12 protein-coding genes are annotated in these 17,955 nt (G+C 71.3%); 7 read left to right on the top strand and 5 right to left on the bottom strand.

Going from position 1 to position 17,955, the window contains the following annotated elements:
- The first annotated feature begins 292 nt into the window (after positions 1-292).
- From ACSC1Q_RS18820 to sppA, 6 genes are all read left to right on the top strand, one after another.
- Entirely contained in the window at positions 293-967 is a 675-nt protein-coding gene (locus ACSC1Q_RS18820; protein WP_436760005.1) for a hypothetical protein, read from the top strand.
- Between the two features lie 3 nt (positions 968-970).
- Complete coding sequence (locus tag ACSC1Q_RS18815) at positions 971-2,191, top strand: copper amine oxidase (protein ID WP_436760004.1); 1,221 nt, start codon at positions 971-973, stop codon at positions 2,189-2,191.
- A gap of 292 nt (positions 2,192-2,483) precedes the next feature.
- Positions 2,484-4,799 carry a 1,4-alpha-glucan branching protein GlgB gene (gene glgB, locus ACSC1Q_RS18810; RefSeq protein WP_436760003.1) on the top strand — a complete coding sequence of 772 codons (2,316 nt, stop codon included), beginning with the start codon at positions 2,484-2,486 and terminating at the stop codon, positions 4,797-4,799.
- A 305-nt stretch (positions 4,800-5,104) separates the two neighbouring features.
- On the top strand, positions 5,105-6,712 hold the full coding sequence (locus tag ACSC1Q_RS18805; protein ID WP_436760002.1) for a glycosyl hydrolase family 18 protein: 1,608 nt from the start codon (positions 5,105-5,107) through the stop codon (positions 6,710-6,712).
- A gap of 147 nt (positions 6,713-6,859) precedes the next feature.
- The gene (locus ACSC1Q_RS18800) at positions 6,860-8,911 is read left to right on the top strand and encodes a S8 family peptidase (RefSeq protein WP_436760001.1); all 2,052 of its coding nucleotides are present in this window, start codon (positions 6,860-6,862) and stop codon (positions 8,909-8,911) included.
- 178 nt (positions 8,912-9,089) lie between these two features.
- Positions 9,090-10,793 carry a signal peptide peptidase SppA gene (gene sppA / locus ACSC1Q_RS18795; RefSeq protein ID WP_436760000.1) on the top strand — a complete coding sequence of 568 codons (1,704 nt, stop codon included), beginning with the start codon at positions 9,090-9,092 and terminating at the stop codon, positions 10,791-10,793.
- A 256-nt stretch (positions 10,794-11,049) separates the two neighbouring features.
- On the opposite strand, the gene ACSC1Q_RS18790 is transcribed toward sppA, so the two are convergent.
- The 5 genes from ACSC1Q_RS18790 to ACSC1Q_RS18770 form a co-directional block, all read right to left on the bottom strand.
- Complete coding sequence (locus ACSC1Q_RS18790; protein ID WP_436759999.1) at positions 11,050-11,520, bottom strand: flavin reductase family protein; 471 nt, start codon at positions 11,518-11,520, stop codon at positions 11,050-11,052.
- 300 nt (positions 11,521-11,820) lie between these two features.
- Positions 11,821-12,744, bottom strand: a complete 924-nt coding sequence (locus ACSC1Q_RS18785) for an ABC transporter substrate-binding protein (RefSeq protein WP_436759998.1) — start codon at positions 12,742-12,744, stop codon at positions 11,821-11,823.
- A 36-nt stretch (positions 12,745-12,780) separates the two neighbouring features.
- Positions 12,781-13,452 carry an ABC transporter permease gene (locus ACSC1Q_RS18780; RefSeq protein WP_436759997.1) on the bottom strand — a complete coding sequence of 224 codons (672 nt, stop codon included), beginning with the start codon at positions 13,450-13,452 and terminating at the stop codon, positions 12,781-12,783.
- A 133-nt stretch (positions 13,453-13,585) separates the two neighbouring features.
- Entirely contained in the window at positions 13,586-14,248 is a 663-nt protein-coding gene (locus tag ACSC1Q_RS18775; RefSeq protein ID WP_436759996.1) for an ABC transporter permease, read from the bottom strand.
- Entirely contained in the window at positions 14,241-15,491 is a 1,251-nt protein-coding gene (locus ACSC1Q_RS18770) for an ABC transporter ATP-binding protein (protein WP_436759995.1), read from the bottom strand. Before ACSC1Q_RS18770 ends, ACSC1Q_RS18775 begins: the two co-directional genes overlap by 8 nt.
- 310 nt (positions 15,492-15,801) lie before the next feature.
- Here ACSC1Q_RS18770 and ACSC1Q_RS18765 point away from each other — a divergent pair, with 310 nt between their 5' ends.
- On the top strand, positions 15,802-17,922 hold the full coding sequence (locus tag ACSC1Q_RS18765) for a hypothetical protein (protein ID WP_436759994.1): 2,121 nt from the start codon (positions 15,802-15,804) through the stop codon (positions 17,920-17,922).
- The last annotated feature ends 33 nt before the right edge of the window (positions 17,923-17,955 follow it).

Genomic DNA, 17,955 nt, shown 5'->3' with positions numbered 1-17,955 from the left:
GGACCGAGGGGAGAGCGGTCGCCGTACGACGCCGGCCCGGCCGTCACGGCCACCACGGCGCCGCGGACCGGAGGGAGCGGTCCCAGCACCGGATGAGCCGCAGGTGAAGAGGGCCGGGCATCCTCCCGGGCCCGGCCGGGGAGCTCCGGCCCTCCCGATCCAGAATGCGGACAAAAGCTCGCAAACCTCAACAACATAAACCAAAAGCGCAATACGCCTTTGGACCCGCCGGGACACTCACCGATCGCTACTCTTCGCAAGGAAAAGTCAACGGTGAGTAAAGAGGGCGTTCATGGGACGAAGACTGATGGTGATGACGGTCGCGGGGGCGGGGGTGGCCGTCGTCGCCGGGGCGGCGCTGTTCCTCTCCGGCGAGCAGGGGTCGCAGGCCGCGAGGTCCACCCTGCGGCTGCCCGCGATAGAGGACCCGCTGACCGGCCAGGAGGTCGCCCAGGCCACCACGATCGCGTCGGCGGGGTCGAGATCGCACCTGGCCGCCGGGCGGATCAAGCTCCTCTACGTGGAGCGCGACGACGACAAGGACTCCCCCGGCAGCCGCCGCGCCGACGCGTACCTCTACGACTACGGCGGCGACCGCCTCATCGTGCGGACCGTCGACCTCGGCCGGGGCGAGATCGTGCGGGAGACCGTGGCGCGGGGGGTGCAGCCGCCGCCGTCGAAGGAGGAGGAGACGACGGCCGCCGGTCTCCTGCTGTCCCACCCGGGATACGGCAAGATCGCCCGCGACGCGTACACCAGGGCGGGGGGCGGGGCGCTGCGGTCGGCGGTGGACCTGGGGCTGCGCGGGCTGATCTTCACCCCGTCGGGCGAGAGCGGGCCCGCCAGGGAGTGCGAGGTCCACCGGTGCCTGCGGCTGTTCGTCCGGCTGCCCGACGGCACCTGGCTGGACACCAGCCGGATGGTCGTCGACCTGTCCGCCAAGAAGATCCACACCCTGGAGTGGTAATCCGTGTTCCTCCGCCTCACCCTCTTCTGCGCCCTGCTCGCCGGGGGGCTCTCCGCGCCGATACCCCCGCTGCCGCAGCCGCGGCCGTCCAGCTCGTCCACCTCGTCCGGCTCCCCGGCGCGGCCACAGGCGACGCCGGGGACCGGCGCGCGGCCTCCGGCCGCCCCTTGCAACGCCCCGTACCGCGTCGACAAGACCCTGCCCAACGGGGCGCGCTGGCAGCTCTGCTGGGAGATGCGCAACGTCGAGGGGCTCACCCTGACCAGGATCGTCTACACACCGAGGGGCCAGCGGCCGATCACCGTGCTGCGCAGCACCTCGCTGGCCCAGATCCACGTGCCGTACGACAGGGGCCGGCCCCGCTACCACGACATCGGGTCGCTTGGCTACACCGCGATCCCGCTGCGGGCCGCCGACTGCCCGCTCGGCGAGCGTCGCGAGCAGTTCGTCTGCGTGACGACGAGGGCTCGCGGGCACGCGCACCTGAAGGCGGTCCCCGAGGGGCTGAACCTGACGGCCCAGGGGCGTGACCTGGTGGTGTTCGCCGCCTTCCAGGTCGGCTGGTACACCTACCTCGCCGAATGGGCCTTCTCCGACGACGGCGCGATCACCCCCCGGGTGGGGGCCACCGGGTCGCTCGCCGGGTTCGCCACCACGCCCGAGCACGGCTGGCCCATCGGGGTGGGCGCGAGCGGGTTCGAGGCGAGCCACACCCACAACATCTTCTGGCGCCTGGACTTCGACGTGGCGGGCCGGGCGGACGACGTCGTGGAGCAGTACGACTTCAGCGGCTCCGGCACCGCGAGCCGGAAGATCGCGCGGACGGCGTTCGCGACGGAGGCCAGGTCCGTCAGCAGGCCGATGCGCTGGTGGCGGGTGGTCGACGGGAAGGTGCGCAACGCCGACGGGCACCGCGTCTCCTGGGAGATCAACAACTCCGACACCGCCCAGTACCGCGGCCCCGCCGACGAGGCCTTCACCCGGGCCGATCTCTACGTCACCGACTACCGCTCCTGCGAGCGCCTGGCGACGGTCAACCCGTCCCCCCGGTGCGCCAGGTCCGTCGACCGCTACACCAACGGGGAACGGCTCGCCGACCCGGTGCTGTGGGTCAACGTCGGCTTCCACCACGTCCCCCGCGACGAGGACGCCGACCCGATGCCGAGCCACTGGCAGGGGTTCCGCATCACCCCGCGCGACGTCACCGCCAAGAACCCGTACTGACCGGGTCGTTTCTCGCCGTACCAACCTGTACCGAACCGTGCCGAGCGGCCGTTCCCATCGTTTCGGGCGGCGCCGGTCACCGGTGGCGGCCGGAACTCGCGCACGACGCCGCCGATGATCGGATACGGTCGGCGAACGGCGTTGTGATGTGCCCCACATAACCGACAATCGTGACTTTTCTCTCTCCTGGATCCGCACGTTTTCCCAACGCGCATGGTGATAGCGGACAGGGGCATGGGATGGGTCACCCGAGTAGGGCAAGGTAGGGGCTATCGATCTACGGGAGTAAGCCATGAACGCGCACTTGGACCTGGACCGGCTCGCGGGCGGAGCGCACCACGATCCGCACTCGATCCTCGGGTCGCATCTGGGTCCCGAGGGCGTGACGATCCGGACGCTGCGCCCCTTCGCGCGGAAGGTCCAGGCGCTCGTGGACGGCGAGGCCCACGACATGAGGCACGTGGCCCACGGCGTGTTCGCGGTGACCCTGCCCGGGGTCGACAAGATCCCCGACTACCGGCTCCGGATCACCTACGCCGACGCCGAGCCGTACGAGACCACGGATCCCTACCGGCACTGGCCCACGCTGGGCGAGGTGGACCTGCACCTGATCGGCGAGGGGCGCCACGAGCGGCTCTGGGAGACCCTCGGCGCGCGGGTGATGCGGCACGAGGACGTGGACGGCACGGCCTTCGCCGTGTGGGCGCCCAACGCGCGCGGCGTCCGGGTCATCGGCGACTTCAACCACTGGGAGGGCGGCGCGTACCCGATGCGCTCGCTCGGCAGGTCGGGCGTGTGGGAGCTCTTCGTCCCCGGTCTCGGCCCCGGTGACCGCTACAAGTTCAGCATCCTCGGCGCGGACGGGGTCTGGCGGGCCAAGGCCGACCCGATGGCCCGGCGCACCGAGGTGCCGCCCGCGACCGCGTCGGTGATCGAGAGGTCGGAGTACGCCTGGCGGGACGACGAGTGGATGCGCCGCCGCGCGGAGGGCGACGCCCTGCGGGAGGCGATGAGCGTCTACGAGGTGCACCTCGGCTCGTGGCGGCCCGGCCTGTCGTACCGGGAACTCGCCGTCGAGCTGGTCGACTACGTGGTGGACATGGGCTTCACGCACGTGGAGCTGATGCCGGTGGCCGAGCACCCGTTCGGCGGCTCCTGGGGCTACCAGGTGACGTCCTACTACGCCCCGACCTCCCGCTTCGGCTCCCCCGACGACTTCCGCCACCTGGTCGACAGCCTGCACGAGGCGGGCATCGGCGTGCTGGTCGACTGGGTGCCCGCGCACTTCCCGATGGACGACTGGGCGCTGGCCAGGTTCGACGGCACCCCGCTGTACGAGCACGCCGACCCCGCGCGGGGCGAGCACCCCGAGTGGGGCACCTACATCTTCGACTTCGGCCGCAGGGAGGTGCGCAACTTCCTGGTCGCCAACGCCGTGTACTGGCTGCGCGAGTTCCACATCGACGGGCTGCGCGTCGACGCGGTCGCCTCGATGCTCTACCTCGACTACTCGCGGCGCGAGGGCGAGTGGACGCCCAACGAGTACGGCGGCAGGGAGAACCTCGACGCCGTCGCGTTCCTCAAGGAGATGAACGCGGTCGCCTACCGGGAGGCGCCGGGCATCATCACCGTCGCCGAGGAGTCGACCGCGTGGCCGGGCGTCTCGCGGCCGGTGCACCTGGGCGGGCTCGGCTTCGGCTTCAAGTGGAACATGGGCTGGATGCACGACACGCTCGCGTACCTCAAGCACGAGCCGGTCTTCCGCCAGTACCACCACCACCAGATGACGTTCTCGCTAATGTACGCGTACTCGGAGAACTTCACGCTGCCGCTCTCGCACGACGAGGTGGTGCACGGCAAGGGGTCGCTGCTCGGCAAGATGCCCGGCGACGAGTGGCAGCGGTTCGCGAACCTGCGGGCGCTGTTCGCCTTCATGTGGGCCCACCCCGGCAAGCAGCTGCTGTTCATGGGCGGCGAGTTCGGCCAGGGCTCGGAGTGGTCGGAGGAGCGCGGGCTCGACTGGTGGGTGCTCGACTTCGACGGGCACAGGGGGGTGCAGCGGCTGGTCCGCGACCTCAACCGCGTCTACAAGGAGTCCCCGGCGCTGTGGAGCGTGGACGCCTCTCCCGACGGCTTCCGCTGGATCGACGCCGACGACGCGCTGGGCAACGTGTTCTCCTTCCTCCGCTACGCCGAGGACGGCTCGGTGGTGGCGTGCGTGGCCAACTTCTCCGGCGCGCCGCACGACGACTACCGTCTCGGGCTGCCCTTCCCCGGGGCGTGGGAGGAGGTGCTCAACACCGACGCCTACGACTACGCGGGCAGCGGCGTGGGCAACCTCGGCGCCGTCGAGGCCGTCGAGGAACCCCGGCACGGCCTCCCGTACTCCGCCAACCTGCGCGTCCCGCCCCTGGGCGCCCTCTGGCTGCGCCACCCCGGCGAGCTCGCGCCCGCCGTGGACGAGCGCGCGGTGGAGATCATCGAGGCCGCGGAACGGGAGATCGTACGGGAGCGGCTGGAGGAGCGGGGCGTGACCGTGCTGCCCGTCGCCGACGAGCCGAAGGGCCCCGGGGAGCCGGAGGAGCGCAGGGAGGCCGAACCGGCCTGACCGGGCATCGGACTCATCGATCAGGCGTCGGACCGGTCTGACCAAGCGGGCTCTCTCACGGGCCGGCCTGACCCTCTGACGGACCAGTCGGAAACGGGCCGGTCGCGCACTCGCGCGACCGGCCCGTTTCGCGCTCCATGCTTCCGGCACCCGCGCCGCCACCTGCCCGGCCGAAAACCTTAAATCGGCCTTATATCCCCGAACAAGGCATTGACCGTCGGCGTACGAGAACCTACGCTCAGGAAACTAATAGGAAACTTTCCTATGAATACGGGGACTTGGCACTCTCTGACCTGGAGCGACCCTTGCGACGAATTACCATCGGCTCCTTCATCGCGGCGGCGGCGCTGCTGGTCCCCCTGGGGATCGGCACGGCGACGGCCGCCACACCCGCCACCGCGACCTACTCGACCACTTCGAACTGGGGCTCCGGTTTCGAGGGCAAGGTCGTCGTGAAAGCCGGAACGAGCGCGCTGACCAGCTGGAAGGTCGAGTTCGACCTCCCCTCCGGCACCTCGATCAGCTCGGCCTGGGACGCCGACATGACGAAGAGCGGCAACCACTACACCTTCGTCAACAAGGCGTGGAACGGCGCGCTCGCGGCGGGCGCCTCGACGAGCTTCGGTTTCAACGGCGCGCCCGGCGGCATCACCGGCGTGCTGAACTGCAAGCTCAACGGCGCCGCCTGCACCGGCGGCCCCACGAACCCGACCCCCACCCCGACGCCCACGGTCACCCCGACGCCGACCCCCACCCCGACCCCGACCCCGACGGTCACCCCCACCGTCCAGCCCCCCGGCGGCAAGAAGATCGTCGGATACTTCACCCAGTGGGGCGTCTACGGCCGCAACTTCCACGTGAAGAACCTGGTCACGAACGGCTCCGCCTCGAAGCTGACGCACATCCTGTACGCCTTCGGCAACACCACCGGCGGCCGGTGCACCATCGGTGACTCCTACGCCGACTACGAGAAGGCCTACACCGCCGACCAGAGCGTCGACGGCGTGGCCGACACCTGGGACCAGCCGCTGCGCGGCAACTTCAACCAGCTCCGCGAGCTGAAGAGGGCCTACCCGAACATCAAGGTCATCTGGTCCTTCGGCGGCTGGACCTGGTCCGGCGGCTTCACCCAGGCCGCGCAGAACCCGGCCGCGTTCGCCGACTCCTGCTACAACCTGGTCGAGGACCCGCGCTGGGCCGACGTGTTCGACGGCATCGACATCGACTGGGAGTACCCCAACGCCTGTGGCCTGACCTGTGACAGCAGCGGCCCGAACGCCTTCAAGAACGTCATCTCCGCGCTGCGCACCAAGTTCGGCTCCAGCGCGCTGATCACCGCGGCGACCACGGCCGACGGCTCCAACGGCGGCAAGATCGACGTCGCCGACTACGCGGGTGCCATCAACAACCTGAACTGGCTCATGCCGATGACGTACGACTACTTCGGCGCGTTCAACGCTCAGGGCCCGACGGCTCCGCACTCCCCGCTGACCTCCTACACCGGCATCCCGACGGCGGGCTTCTACTCCGACGCGGCGATCCAGAAGTTCAAGTCCAAGGGCATCCCGGCCAGCAAGCTGCTGCTGGGCATCGGCTTCTACGGACGCGGCTGGACCGGCGTGACCCAGGCGGCTCCCGGCGGCTCCGCCACCGGCGCGGCCCAGGGCACCTACGAGGCCGGGAACGAGGACTACAAGGTCCTCAAGACCAAGTGCCCGGCCACCGGCACCGTCGCCGGCACCGCCTACGCCTTCTGCAACGGCAACTGGTGGAGCTACGACACCCCCGCCACCATCGCCGGGAAGATGACCTACGCCAAGAACCAGGGTCTGGGCGGGGCGTTCTTCTGGGAGACCAGCGGCGACACCACCAACGGTGAGCTGATCACCGCTATCTCCAACGGCCTCAAGTAATATTTCGACCACTCGACCCTCCGTGTGCGCTACGCCGCGGGGGGTCGAGCTTTTCTCCGAAGATCCTCCAAATCTGGGGCAAAGTATTCACGCGCCGCATACGGCTGCTTAGACTCCGAAACGCCCGTTTGACCCCCCGGAGGACGTGTGCGACTTCGAGCTCTCGTGGCCATGGCGTTGGTTCTCACCATCGCTCCCGCGATACCCGCCCTCGCCGAGGACTCCCCGGCACCGCCGGCCGCCTCCGCGAGCGCGAGCCCACCGGTGAGCCCCCCCGCGGCCCCGGACGGCCAGGAGACACCGGCCCCACCCCCTGTCGACGCGACGCCCCCACCCCCGCTGCCGAAGCTGGAGGCGGGACTCGCCTCCGACGACGACGGGGCCCGGGTCATCGTCGAGCTGGCGGCCCCCGCGGAGGCGGCGCCGGTGGCCGGGGAGGCGCGGCGGCTGCCCGACGCCGAGGTCGTCCTCGAACCCGCGGACACCTCGTTCATCGTGGTCGAGGGGACCGGCGACTCGCTCGCCAAGCTGGCCGAGGACCCGCGCGTCCTCTCCATCCGCCGCGACCGCACGTACTCCCCCACGTCGCTGGGAGCGCTGACCTCGGGCTCGCTCGCCACCAGCCTGCAGGTGATCGGCGCGGACAAGGCGCACGCCGCGGGGACCAGGGGCCAGGGCCAGACGATCGCGATCATCGACACCGGGATCGACGCCGCCCACCCCGACTTCGGGGGCAAGGTCGTGGAGCAGGCCTGCTTCTCCGCGACGGACGACGGCGCGCAGTCCCTGTGCCCCAACGGGCAGACGAGCGACCCCGGGTCCGCCGACGCGAAAACCCCCGCCTGCCTCAACGGCGAGGTCAACCTGTGCGACCACGGCACCCACGTGGCGGGGATCGCCCACGCCGTCGCGCCCGACGCGGACATCGTGGCGATCCAGGTCTTCAGCAGGATCAACGACTGCTCCGACGGGGGCGGGGCCTGCCTGACCGCGTTCGAGTCCACGCTCCTGCTCGCCATGGAGCACGTCGCGAAGCTCAAGGAGGGCGGCAGGAACATCGCCGCGGTGAACCTCAGCCTCGGCGGCGGCCTCTACGAGGGAACGTGTGACGCCGAACCCGAACTGGCGGCGATGAAGACGCGGGTCGACGACCTTCGCGCCAAGGGCGTGGCCGTCGTGGCCGCCGCGGGGAACGAGGGCGTGCCCGGCGCCGGGGCTCCCGGCTGCTTCTCCGGCCCGGTGACGGTGGGCGCGACGGGCGACGACGACGCCGTCCCCTACTGGTCCAACTACGGCTCCGTGCTCGACCTCTTCGCCCCCGGTCTTGAGATCGACTCCGCGGTGCCCGGCGGCGGCCACCAGGTCTACAGCGGGACCTCGATGGCCACCCCGTTCGTCACCGGCGCCCTGGCGCTGGTGGCCCAGAAGGCCCCGGGCGCCCCGGACGCGCTGGCCGAGCAGCTGAAGACGACGGGCCGCCCGATCACCTACGGCACGGTGACCACCCCGCGTCTCGACCTGGGCGCCGCGATCGCCGGGGGCACCCCCGGTCCTCCCGTCACCCAGACGCCGCCCGCCCCCGAGGATCCCCCCGCCGGCTCCGACGAGCCGTCCGAGGAGCCTTCCGGGGAACCGTCGGAAGAGCCGTCCGAGGAGCCCAGCCCCGAACCCGGCTCGGGCCCCTCCCCGTCGGCCACGCCGAGCGACCCGGCGCCGACGCCGGTACCGCTGCCGACGGTGACAATCACCGTGACCGTGACCGTCCCCCCGGCGAGGACGACGGCGCCCACGGTGTGCACGCGCGGCAAGTCCACGAGGACGCTGAGCGCCGCGCAGTGGGCGGTGGAGGTCACCCGGGGCAAGGGCAAGATCGCTGACGCGACGCTCGGCTGCTACCTCGGCATGGTGACCAAGGCCAGCAAGGTCTTCGCCGAGGTCACGCCCGCCGCCACGACGGCCGCCGCGTACAAGGTGCTCAAGCCGGCCAAGAGGACGTCGAAGGCCAAGCTGGAGAGCGAGCTGCTGGCCGCCTGGCTGAACTGGGCGAACGGCGGCGTGAACTTCACCGCCAAGATCAAGGAGACGGCCACCCTGAAGACCGTCCTCACCTCGGTGGAGAAGGCACGCCTGAAGGGCAGCTCCCCCACCGCGTCCACCTCGATGCTCAAGAAGCAGGTGAACGCCCGCCGGATCGCGTAGGCGCCTCAGGGCCGTGAGTCGGGTGGGCACCCGCCTCACGGCCCCGGGGATCGAACAGGCCCCGAACGCCCGCCGGACCGCGTGGGCCCCGGAGATCGTGGAGACCCCCGGGGGACGAAAGCAGGTGAACACCCGCCGGACCGCATAAGCCCGGTATGTGTCGCTTAGGGTGAGGAGCATGGACGCGACCAAGGTGATCATCGACACTGTCGACCGGTTCAAGCAGCGGCGTACCGCTCCACTGGTCCTTGAGCTCGACCTCACCGAGGGCCTGACCGACGGCAGTCCCCCGGCGGATCCGCTGAGCGCCGTCCTGGCGATGCGCAAGACGAGCCTGACCGACGTGCTGGCCGGGCTCAAGCGCGCCAGGAAGGACGACCGGGTCAAGGCGCTGATCGTCAAGATCGGCGGCCGGCCGCTGGGTCTCGCGATCGTCCAGGAGCTCCGCCAGGCCGTGATCCACTTCCGGTCCTCGGGCAAGCTGACCGTCGCGTTCGCCGAGACCTTCGGCGAGCTCGGCGGGGGCACCGTCCCCTACTACCTGGGCAGCGCCTTCGAGCGGGTCTACCTCCAGCCGTCCGGCGACGTCGGGCTGACCGGCGTCGCGATGGAGCAGCGCTTCCTGCGGGGCGCGCTGGGCAAGCTCGGCGTCGAGTACCAGATCGGCCAGCGGCACGAGTACAAGACGGCCGCCAACACCTTCACCCAGGACCACATGACCGAGGCCCACCGCGAGTCGATGGGCCGCATCACCGAGTCGATCACCGAACAGGTCGTGGCCGGCATCGCCGACGGGCGCCGCCTCGAACCGGCCAGGGTGCGCGAGCTCATCGACCAGGGCCCGTTCATCGGCGCCGAGGCCGTCGAGGCCGGGCTCGTCGACCGGCTGGCCTACCGCGACGAGGTCTACGACGAGGTCAAGGAGGCCTTCGGCGACAACACGCTGCTGCTGTACGTCGGCCGCTACGCCAAGGCGCTGTCCGCGAAGAAGCTCCCGCACCCCGGCGAGCAGACCGTCGCCCTGGTCCGCGGCAACGGCGCGATCCGGCTCGGCCGCAGCGGCCGCAGCCCGCTGGGCGGCGGTGGCGCCATGGGCTCCGACACCATCTGCGCGGCCCTGCGCGCGGCCCGGCGCGACGACAACGTCAAGGCGGTCGTCTTCCGGGTCGACAGCCCCGGTGGCTCGTACACGGCCTCCGACGCCATCTGGCGCGAGGTCGTGCTCACCCGCCAGGCGGGCAAGCCCATCGTGATCTCGATGGGCGACCTGGCCGCCTCCGGCGGCTACATGGTCTCGATGGCCGCCGACGCGATCGTGGCCCAGCCCGGCACGCTCACCGGCTCCATCGGCGTGTTCGGCGGCAAGGCGGTCATCGGCGGCCTGCTGGAGAAGATCGGCGTCTCCTCGGAGATCGTCGGCGAGGGCGCCAACTCCGGGATGCTCTCCCCCAGCAACGCCTTCTCCGAGGCGCAGTGGGCGCGCGTCAACGCCTGGCTCGACCGGGTCTACGACGACTTCGTGAACAAGGTCGCCGAAGGTCGCGGCCTGTCCCGCGAGCGGGCCCACGAGCTGGCCAAGGGCCGGGTCTGGACCGGGGCGGACGCCCTGGAGGGCGGCCTCGTCGACGAGCTCGGCGGCCTGGAGGACGCCCTCGCCCTGGCCCGCAAGAAGGCCGGGCTGCCCGTCGACGCCCCGGTGCGCGTCTACCCCAAGCTCAGCCCCCTGGAGCGGCTGCGTCCCCCGGAGTCCAGCGAGGACAGGACCGCCGCGACGGCCCAGGTCCGCCTGGAGGCCTGGGGCCCGCTCGCCCACCTCGCCGGCGAGCTGGGCCTGCCGTCGTACGGGCCGCTGATGCTCCCGGGCTCCTGGACGATCCGCTGACCCCGTTCTCCCTCGCTCTCCCGCGTTCTCCGTGAGGCCGTCGCGTCCGGACGACAGCACGTCCGACACGGCGGCCCCACGCTGAGCCTTGTGCGGGGCCTTGTGCGGGGCCTTGTGCGGGGCCTTGTGCGGAAGGGCCGCCCGGACCGGGCGGCCTTCTCCGGGGAGCACTCCTCCCGCGCGAGAAGCCGTCCTCCGCGCGAGGAGCCGCCTCTCCCGAACCAGGGGGCGGGCGACGTCCCGGTTGACGGACGGGTCAGCGGTAGCGGCTCCGGTAGCGGGCCAGCGGCAGGACCGACGCGTCGACGTAGTCGACCCCGAGCACCTTGGCGATGAAGATCGTGTGGTCCCCGGCCGGGACGACCTTGACCGTCTCGGCCTCCAGCGCGGTGACACCGCCGTCCACGACGAGGGCCTCGCTCAGCTTTCCCCGGTGGTGCGGCGTGCCCGCGAGCAGCAACCTGGCCCCCGGACGACCCGCGGTGGCGAAGCGGCTGGCGATCGCCTTCTGCCCGGCCGACAGCACGCTGGCGGCCCAGCGGTCGTGCCGGAGCAGCAGCTCGTTGAGATAGCCAGTGTTGTCCAGGCTCACCATCACCAGCGGCGGGTCCAGCGACAGCGAGGTGAAGGTGGCGACCGTCACCCCCACGTCGTCGCGCTCGTCCTTCACCGTGACGACCGTCACACCGGTCACCACCTGGGCCATGGACTCGACGAACTCGTTCATCCGGCCATCATCCCGGAACCCGCCGGCCATCCCGCCCTCGGCCGGTCGCACGCCGGCGCGGGAGCCGGCTCGGTTTCAGCCATTTCGGGCTGTGGCCGTGGCCGCCGCCGGCGGAGGACTTCGGATTCGCCGTGGAGTGGCCGCTGGGCGGCATCGAGCTGACCACCGTCGGACTCGACGGCGCGGCCATCGTCTCCGCAGCCGGTCGCTCAGCGCGCTACCGGCCCGACGACGGCCGGTGAGAACGCCGGAAGGCGGGTGGACGTCCACCCGCCTTCCGGTGAAACCGCTGATAGAAACCTAGAGCAGGGCGTTCTGGGTGAGCCAGTCCTTGGCCACCATCTCGGCGTCGTCCTTGTCGACCGCGACGCGCTTCATCAGCGCGACCAGGCCGGCGGTGTCGAGCTTGGCGGAGACCGCGTCGAGGGTCGTCTTCACGGTGTCGTTCACGCCCGCCTTGTTGACCAGGGGGGCGATGTTCTCGGCCGCGAAGGCGCTCTTGTTGTCCTGGAGGGAGACCAGGTCATTGACGATGATCTTCGGGTCGGTGGTGAAGACGTTGCCGACCTGGACGGTGCCGTCCTTGATGGCGTCGGCGGTGGCGTCGCCGGTCTTCTTCCACTCCTTGAACTCCAGGCCGTACGTGTCCTTGAAGTTCTTCTCCTGGCGGGTCTGGAACTCCGGCGGGCCGCCCACCGAGTAGTTCTTGGCGACCTTGACCAGGTCCTCGATCGTGGTGAGACCGTCCTTGGTGGCGGTCTCCTTGGTGACGGTCAGCGAGTTGTTGTCCTCGGCCGGGGCGGGGGTGAGGACCTCCAGCTCGGCGGGGAGCTTCTCCTTGAGACCGGCGACGACGTCGTCCTTCGACTTCGCCGTGGTCGTGTTGTCGACGAAGGCGAGGAGCGAGCCGATGTACTCCGGCAGGATGGTCAGGCCACCGCTCTTGACCTGGTCGTACAGGACCTCGCGGCTGCCGATGTTGAACTTCTCCTCGACCTGGACGCCCTTGGCGGCCAGGGCCTGCGAGTAGATCTCACCGAGCAGGACGTTCTCCGGGAAGTTGGCCGACCCGATGATGACCTTCCCCCCGGCCGCCGGCGCCGAGGCCGACCCGGAACCCGCGGGGGCGGGGGAGGCGCTGGTGAGCGGATCTCCGCCGCCGCACGCGGTAAGTGTGAGCGCCGCGGACAGGAGGACCGCCGCGGTGCTGATCAGGCGCTTCATGGTGCTATTCCCTTCCAAAACGGGGGGTAAAGAAGACTATCTGATGGTCTGGCGCTCGCTCACCCCCGGGGAGACCGTTACGCGCTGCACCAGAGTGAACCCGAGCTGGACGAGAAGCGCCAGCAGTGCTACGAGGACCGCCCCGCCGATCGTGCTCGGGAAGTTCTTGGTCGCGAGACCGTCGATGATGAACCGGCCGAGACCGCCCAGGCCTACGTAGGCGGCCACGGTCGCGGTCGCCACCACCTGGATCGCCGCCAGGCGCAGGCCCAGCAGGATCAGCGGCAGCGCGACCGGCACCAGCACCCGGCCGAGGACCTGCCCGCCCCGCAGGCCCATGCCGTACGCGGCGTCACGCAGGTCGGGGTCGACCCCTCGGATGCCCTCGTACGTGTTGACCAGGATGGGCGGCACGGCCAGCGCCACCAGCGGGATGAGCACCGGCAGGATGGTGCCGACGCCCATGAACAGGACGATGAGGACCAGCAGGCCGAGCGTCGGCAGGGCGCGGGCCGCGTTGGCGGTGAGGATGACGAGCGTCGCGCCCCTGCCGGTGTGGCCGATCAGCAGCCCCAGCGGGAGCGCGATCAGCATGGCGAGGAGCAGCGAGAGCCCGGCGAACTCCAGGTGTTCGAGCAGCCGGTTGGGAATCCCGTCGGGCCCCGACCAGCTGGCCGGGTTCCCGAAGAAGTCGATCAGCCAGTTCACACGGCCTCCTTTGCCCGCGACCCGCTCGGCCGGTCCGTGCCGACGGCCCACGACCCACTCGGCCGGTCCCCGCCGACGGCCCGCGACCCGATCCGCCGGTCCGTGCGAACGGTCCGGAACCCGTTCGGCCGGTTCACGCGGACCCCCTCGCCCGTGACCACGGGGTGAGCAGGCGCTGCGCCAGGATCAGCAGCAGGTCGGCGACCCCCGCGAGCACCACGACCAGCACGATGCCGACGACGATCGGGGTGTAGAACTGCCGCTGCCAGCCGTCGATGAACAGGTAGCCGAGACCGCCCCTGCCGACCAGCGCGCCGACGCTGACCAGGCTGACGCTGGCGACCGTGGCCACCCTGAGCCCGGCCAGCACGACCGGTACCGCGATCGGCAACTCGACCTGGAGCAGCCTGCGCAGCGGGGTGAAGCCCATCGCCACCGCGGACTGGCGTACGTGGTCGGGGACCGAGCCCAGCCCGTCGACGACCGCGGGGATCAGCACCGCCATGGCGTAGAAGGTGAGCGGGACCATCACGGTCGTCCGGGTGGCGAGCCCGGTGATCGGGATGAGCACGATGAAGACGGCCAGCGAGGGCAGCGAGTAGATCACGTTCATGACGCCGACGGTCGGCTGGTAGAGCCAGCGCCACCGCACCCCGGCCAGCCCGAGCGGGAGCGCGATGATCAGCCCGATGAGGATCGGCACCAGCGCCATCACGATGTGGTCTTCGAGCAGGCCCTGGATCGTCGGCCAGTTGCGCCCGATCCAGTCCCAGCGGACCAGCGGCTCCTCATCCATCGGCGGCACCTCCCCTCGGGCTGCCGGTGCCCTCCGCGGAACCGTCGTCGCCCCCGGCGGGACCGCCGACACCTTCCGCCGAGCCTCCTGAGCCACTTGAGCTCGCACCGCTTGAGCCTGGACCGTCGGCGCTCCGTGCCGGTCCGCCGACGCTTCCCGCGACCCTGGTCAGCGCCTCGTCCAGCGACGCGCGGGTGGCGACGCCCACGGCCCTGCCCGACCCGTCCACCGCGACGGCGTGGCCCGACGGGGACAGCAGCGTCGCGTCCAGCGCGGCGCGCAGCGAGTCTCGCCCGCTGACGAAGGTCCCGTACGGCGCGAGCTCCACGTCGGCGAGGGTGCCCTGCTCGGGCAGGTCCTCGACGGCGGCCCAGCCCAGCGGCGGGCCGTCCCCGTCCGTCACGGCCAGCCACGGCTCCCCGGTGGCACGCGCCGCGTCGGTGCCGGTGGAGGCGGGCACGAGCAGGTCGGTACGGAGCCGCACCCCCTCGTCCGAGACGAACGACAGCCGCCTGATGCCCCGGTCGCGGCCCAGGAACTCGCGGACGAAGTCGTCGGCCGGCCTGGCCAGCAGCGTGGCGGGGTCGTCGAGCTGGGCCAGGTGGCCCCCGACGCGGAGCACGGCCACCCGGTCGCCGAGCTTGACGGCCTCGTCGATGTCGTGGGTGACGAACACGATGGTCTTGTTCAGCTCGGCCTGGAGCCGCAGGAGCTCCTCCTGCAGGCTCGTGCGGACGATCGGGTCGACCGCGCTGAACGGCTCGTCCATCAGCAGCACGGGCGGGTCGGCGGCGAGCGCGCGGGCCACGCCGACTCGCTGCTGCTGCCCGCCGGAGAGCTGGAAGGGATAGCGATCGGCCATCTTGAGGTCGAGCCCGACCCGTTCGAGCAGCTCCATCGCCCGGTCGCGCGCCTTCTTCTTGTCCCAGCCGAGCAGCAGGGGCACCGTCGCCACGTTGTCGACGATCTTGCGGTGCGGGAAGAGCCCCGCCTGCTGGATGACGTAGCCGACGCCCCGGCGCAGTGTCGGCGGGTCGATGGTCTTCACGTCGACGCCGTCGAGGAGGATCTGGCCGTCCGAGGCGTCGATCATCCTGTTGATCATGCGGAGGGACGTCGTCTTGCCGCATCCCGAAGGACCGACGAAGACCGTTATCTCCCCGGTCGGCACTTCAAGGCTTAGATTGTCCACGGCGACGGTCCCGTCGGCGTAGCGCTTGGTGACACCGTTGAATGTGATCATGCGCAACCTCTTGTTTTCGCAGGGTTACGGCTCCCCTGCCCCAACCGTCCCCATGATCCCCCTGATCCCGCACGGGTCAGCCTATGCCCCACTTATCCGATCTGTCTTCCGGGCTTTCCCGAACCAGCTTCGCGGGAGATCCACAAGTGTATTTCTCAACAAAAGGGCATTGAGTAGTGCGGGAGGTGCCCATGACTTGACATGATTACCCACATCGCTGGAGTTGATCCCTCCGGCACCGTACGTCACAGGCTTCACAGCCACCCCGACTCTCCACCACGCTCGCCGAACCACCAGAGGAACCGGTCCAGTGACCCAACCGCTCCTCGGTCAACGCTCGCGCGTCGAACTCATCGCCGAGCTCTATGACCGCCACGCAGCAGGGCTGTTCGCCTACTCCCACGACCAGCTGGGCAACGCGGACTCTGCCTCCGACGTCCTGGTGGCCGTCCTCTCGGGCGTCTCGGACGCCGAACCGCCGCGCGCCGCGCTGTACGCGCTCGCCCGCCGCGAGATCTTCCTGCGCGACATCGTCTACGCGCCGGCCGCCATCGGCCTCGACCCGGCCGCGGCCCTCGTCGAGCGCGTCCTGGGTGACCTGCGCACGCACCAGCGTGAGGTGCTGTACCTGTCGGGCGTGTGCGAGATGGACGCCTCCGAGCTGTCCTGGGTGCTCGACGTGGCCGTCGACACCGCCGACGAGCTGACGGTGAGCGCCTGCCGCCGCTTCGCCCAGTCGCTGGGCTACGCCCTGGCCTCGGCCAGGGTCCCCGAGAACATGACGGAGGTGTTCGGCGCCCTCGCCGTCGCCCCGGTCCGCGACGTGCTCAACCTCGCCCCCTGGGCCACTCCCCCGGCGAGACTTCGCGCCGCCGTGCTCGGGCCCCAGGCGCCGCCCGCCGTTCCCGCCGCCAGGCGGTCGACGTCCCCGCTGGTCAGGCAGCTGTGGCCGACGACGCCCGAGTGGCCGCTGCCGCTCGCGGAGACCGGCGTCCCGGCCTTCCCCGTGCCGGACCTGCCGGACCTGCCGGACCATATGGCGGAGGACCGCTTCCCCGATCCCTTCGCCCCGCGGGATCCCGACGCCGTCTCCACCCACGAGGCCACCACCGAGCCGATGCCCAGGCTCGGCGATTCGGTGCTCACCGCCCTGGACACCGCGGCCCTGCGGCCACGCCGCCGCCTCCAGCGCCCCCGGCCACGCCGGGCGGCACCGCTGTCGGCCCCGATCCACGGGGACGTGCTGGACGACGCCCCGGGGCGCGAGGACTTCTTCCGCCCGCTCACCCCCGAGGCGCGGGCGGCCCGCGTCCACACCGACAGGCTCGTCGCCGCCGCCCCGCGCACCGAGACCCCGCCCGCTCCCCGCACCGAGACCCCCCTCGCCTCCCGTACCGAGACCCCGGCCGCCGACCGCGCCGAGCCCACGGCCGCTCCCCGCGCCGGGACTCCGGCCGCGGAGACGGCCCAGGCCCAGGCCCCGTCCCGCGAGGCGGCGCCGAGCCCGGCTCCCGCCACCGGGACCCCCCGCACCCCGCTCACCGTCGTCCCGCCCCTCGGGAACGCGGAGAGCTTGAGGAACCCCGGGAACCTCCGGGGCCCCGGAAACCTCGGTGACGTGCTGGACGACGGTCTCGGCGATGTGCTGGACGACGCGCGTCCCCTTCCCGGCTGGCCGCTGCAGACCGACCAGCTCGACGCCCTCGCCGACCGCGAGCGTCACCGGCCCGCCCCCGCGCCCTTCCCCTTCAGAGAAACCGGGCGGCACGCGTCCCCCTCTGGTGACCGTCCCCGGCTCTCGCTCCCGGTCTGGGCCACCCGGACGGAGCCCTCCGCGTCCCCCGAGGTGTCACCGGCGGAGCGCGCCGAGCCCCCGTTCCCCAGCTCGGCCCACCGGGCCGCCGGACCCGCCCGGCCCTCAACCGTCGACTGGTTCGCGGACGCCGCCCCCTCGGGCGCCCAGACCCGTGAGGCCCCGACCGCCCTCCCCGTCTGGTCCCCCAGGACCGACCACCTTCGCGCCTCCACCGGTCGCGCGCAGTTGCGCCTGCCCCGCTGGGTCATGCGCGAGAACCAGCCCGAGGCCCCCGCCAGGACCTCGCCGCCGAACCACACCCTGACGCCGTACGACGCGCCGCCGGACGACGCGGCGACCATGCCGGGGAACGGGTTCGCGGCGATCCCCTCGACGCCCCCGGCCACCGAGCCGTCCGTACAGTCCGCGCCGTCAGCGCCGCTCCCGGGCCTCGGGGAGACCGGTACGGTGCTCTCCCCCTCCGGTACGGCCTCCCGCAAACGGGCGCCGCGCAGTCACAAGGCGATGAAGAACGCGACCCACCACGACTGGGCCTGGGAGGTGATCGGCTTCGTCATCGCGGTGGCGATCGCCATGATCGTCTTCTTCGCGGTACCGATGATGACCACTCCGTAGGCCCTCCCGGGACCCCCGCACTCCCGCCCGGCC

It is taken from the genome of Streptosporangium heterodermiicola, from assembly GCF_051390675.1.
Taxonomy (GTDB): Bacteria; Actinomycetota; Actinomycetes; order Streptosporangiales; family Streptosporangiaceae; genus Streptosporangium.
The sequence above is the reverse complement of the archived record's forward strand: the minus strand, read 5'-3'. Positions and strand labels throughout refer to the sequence as shown.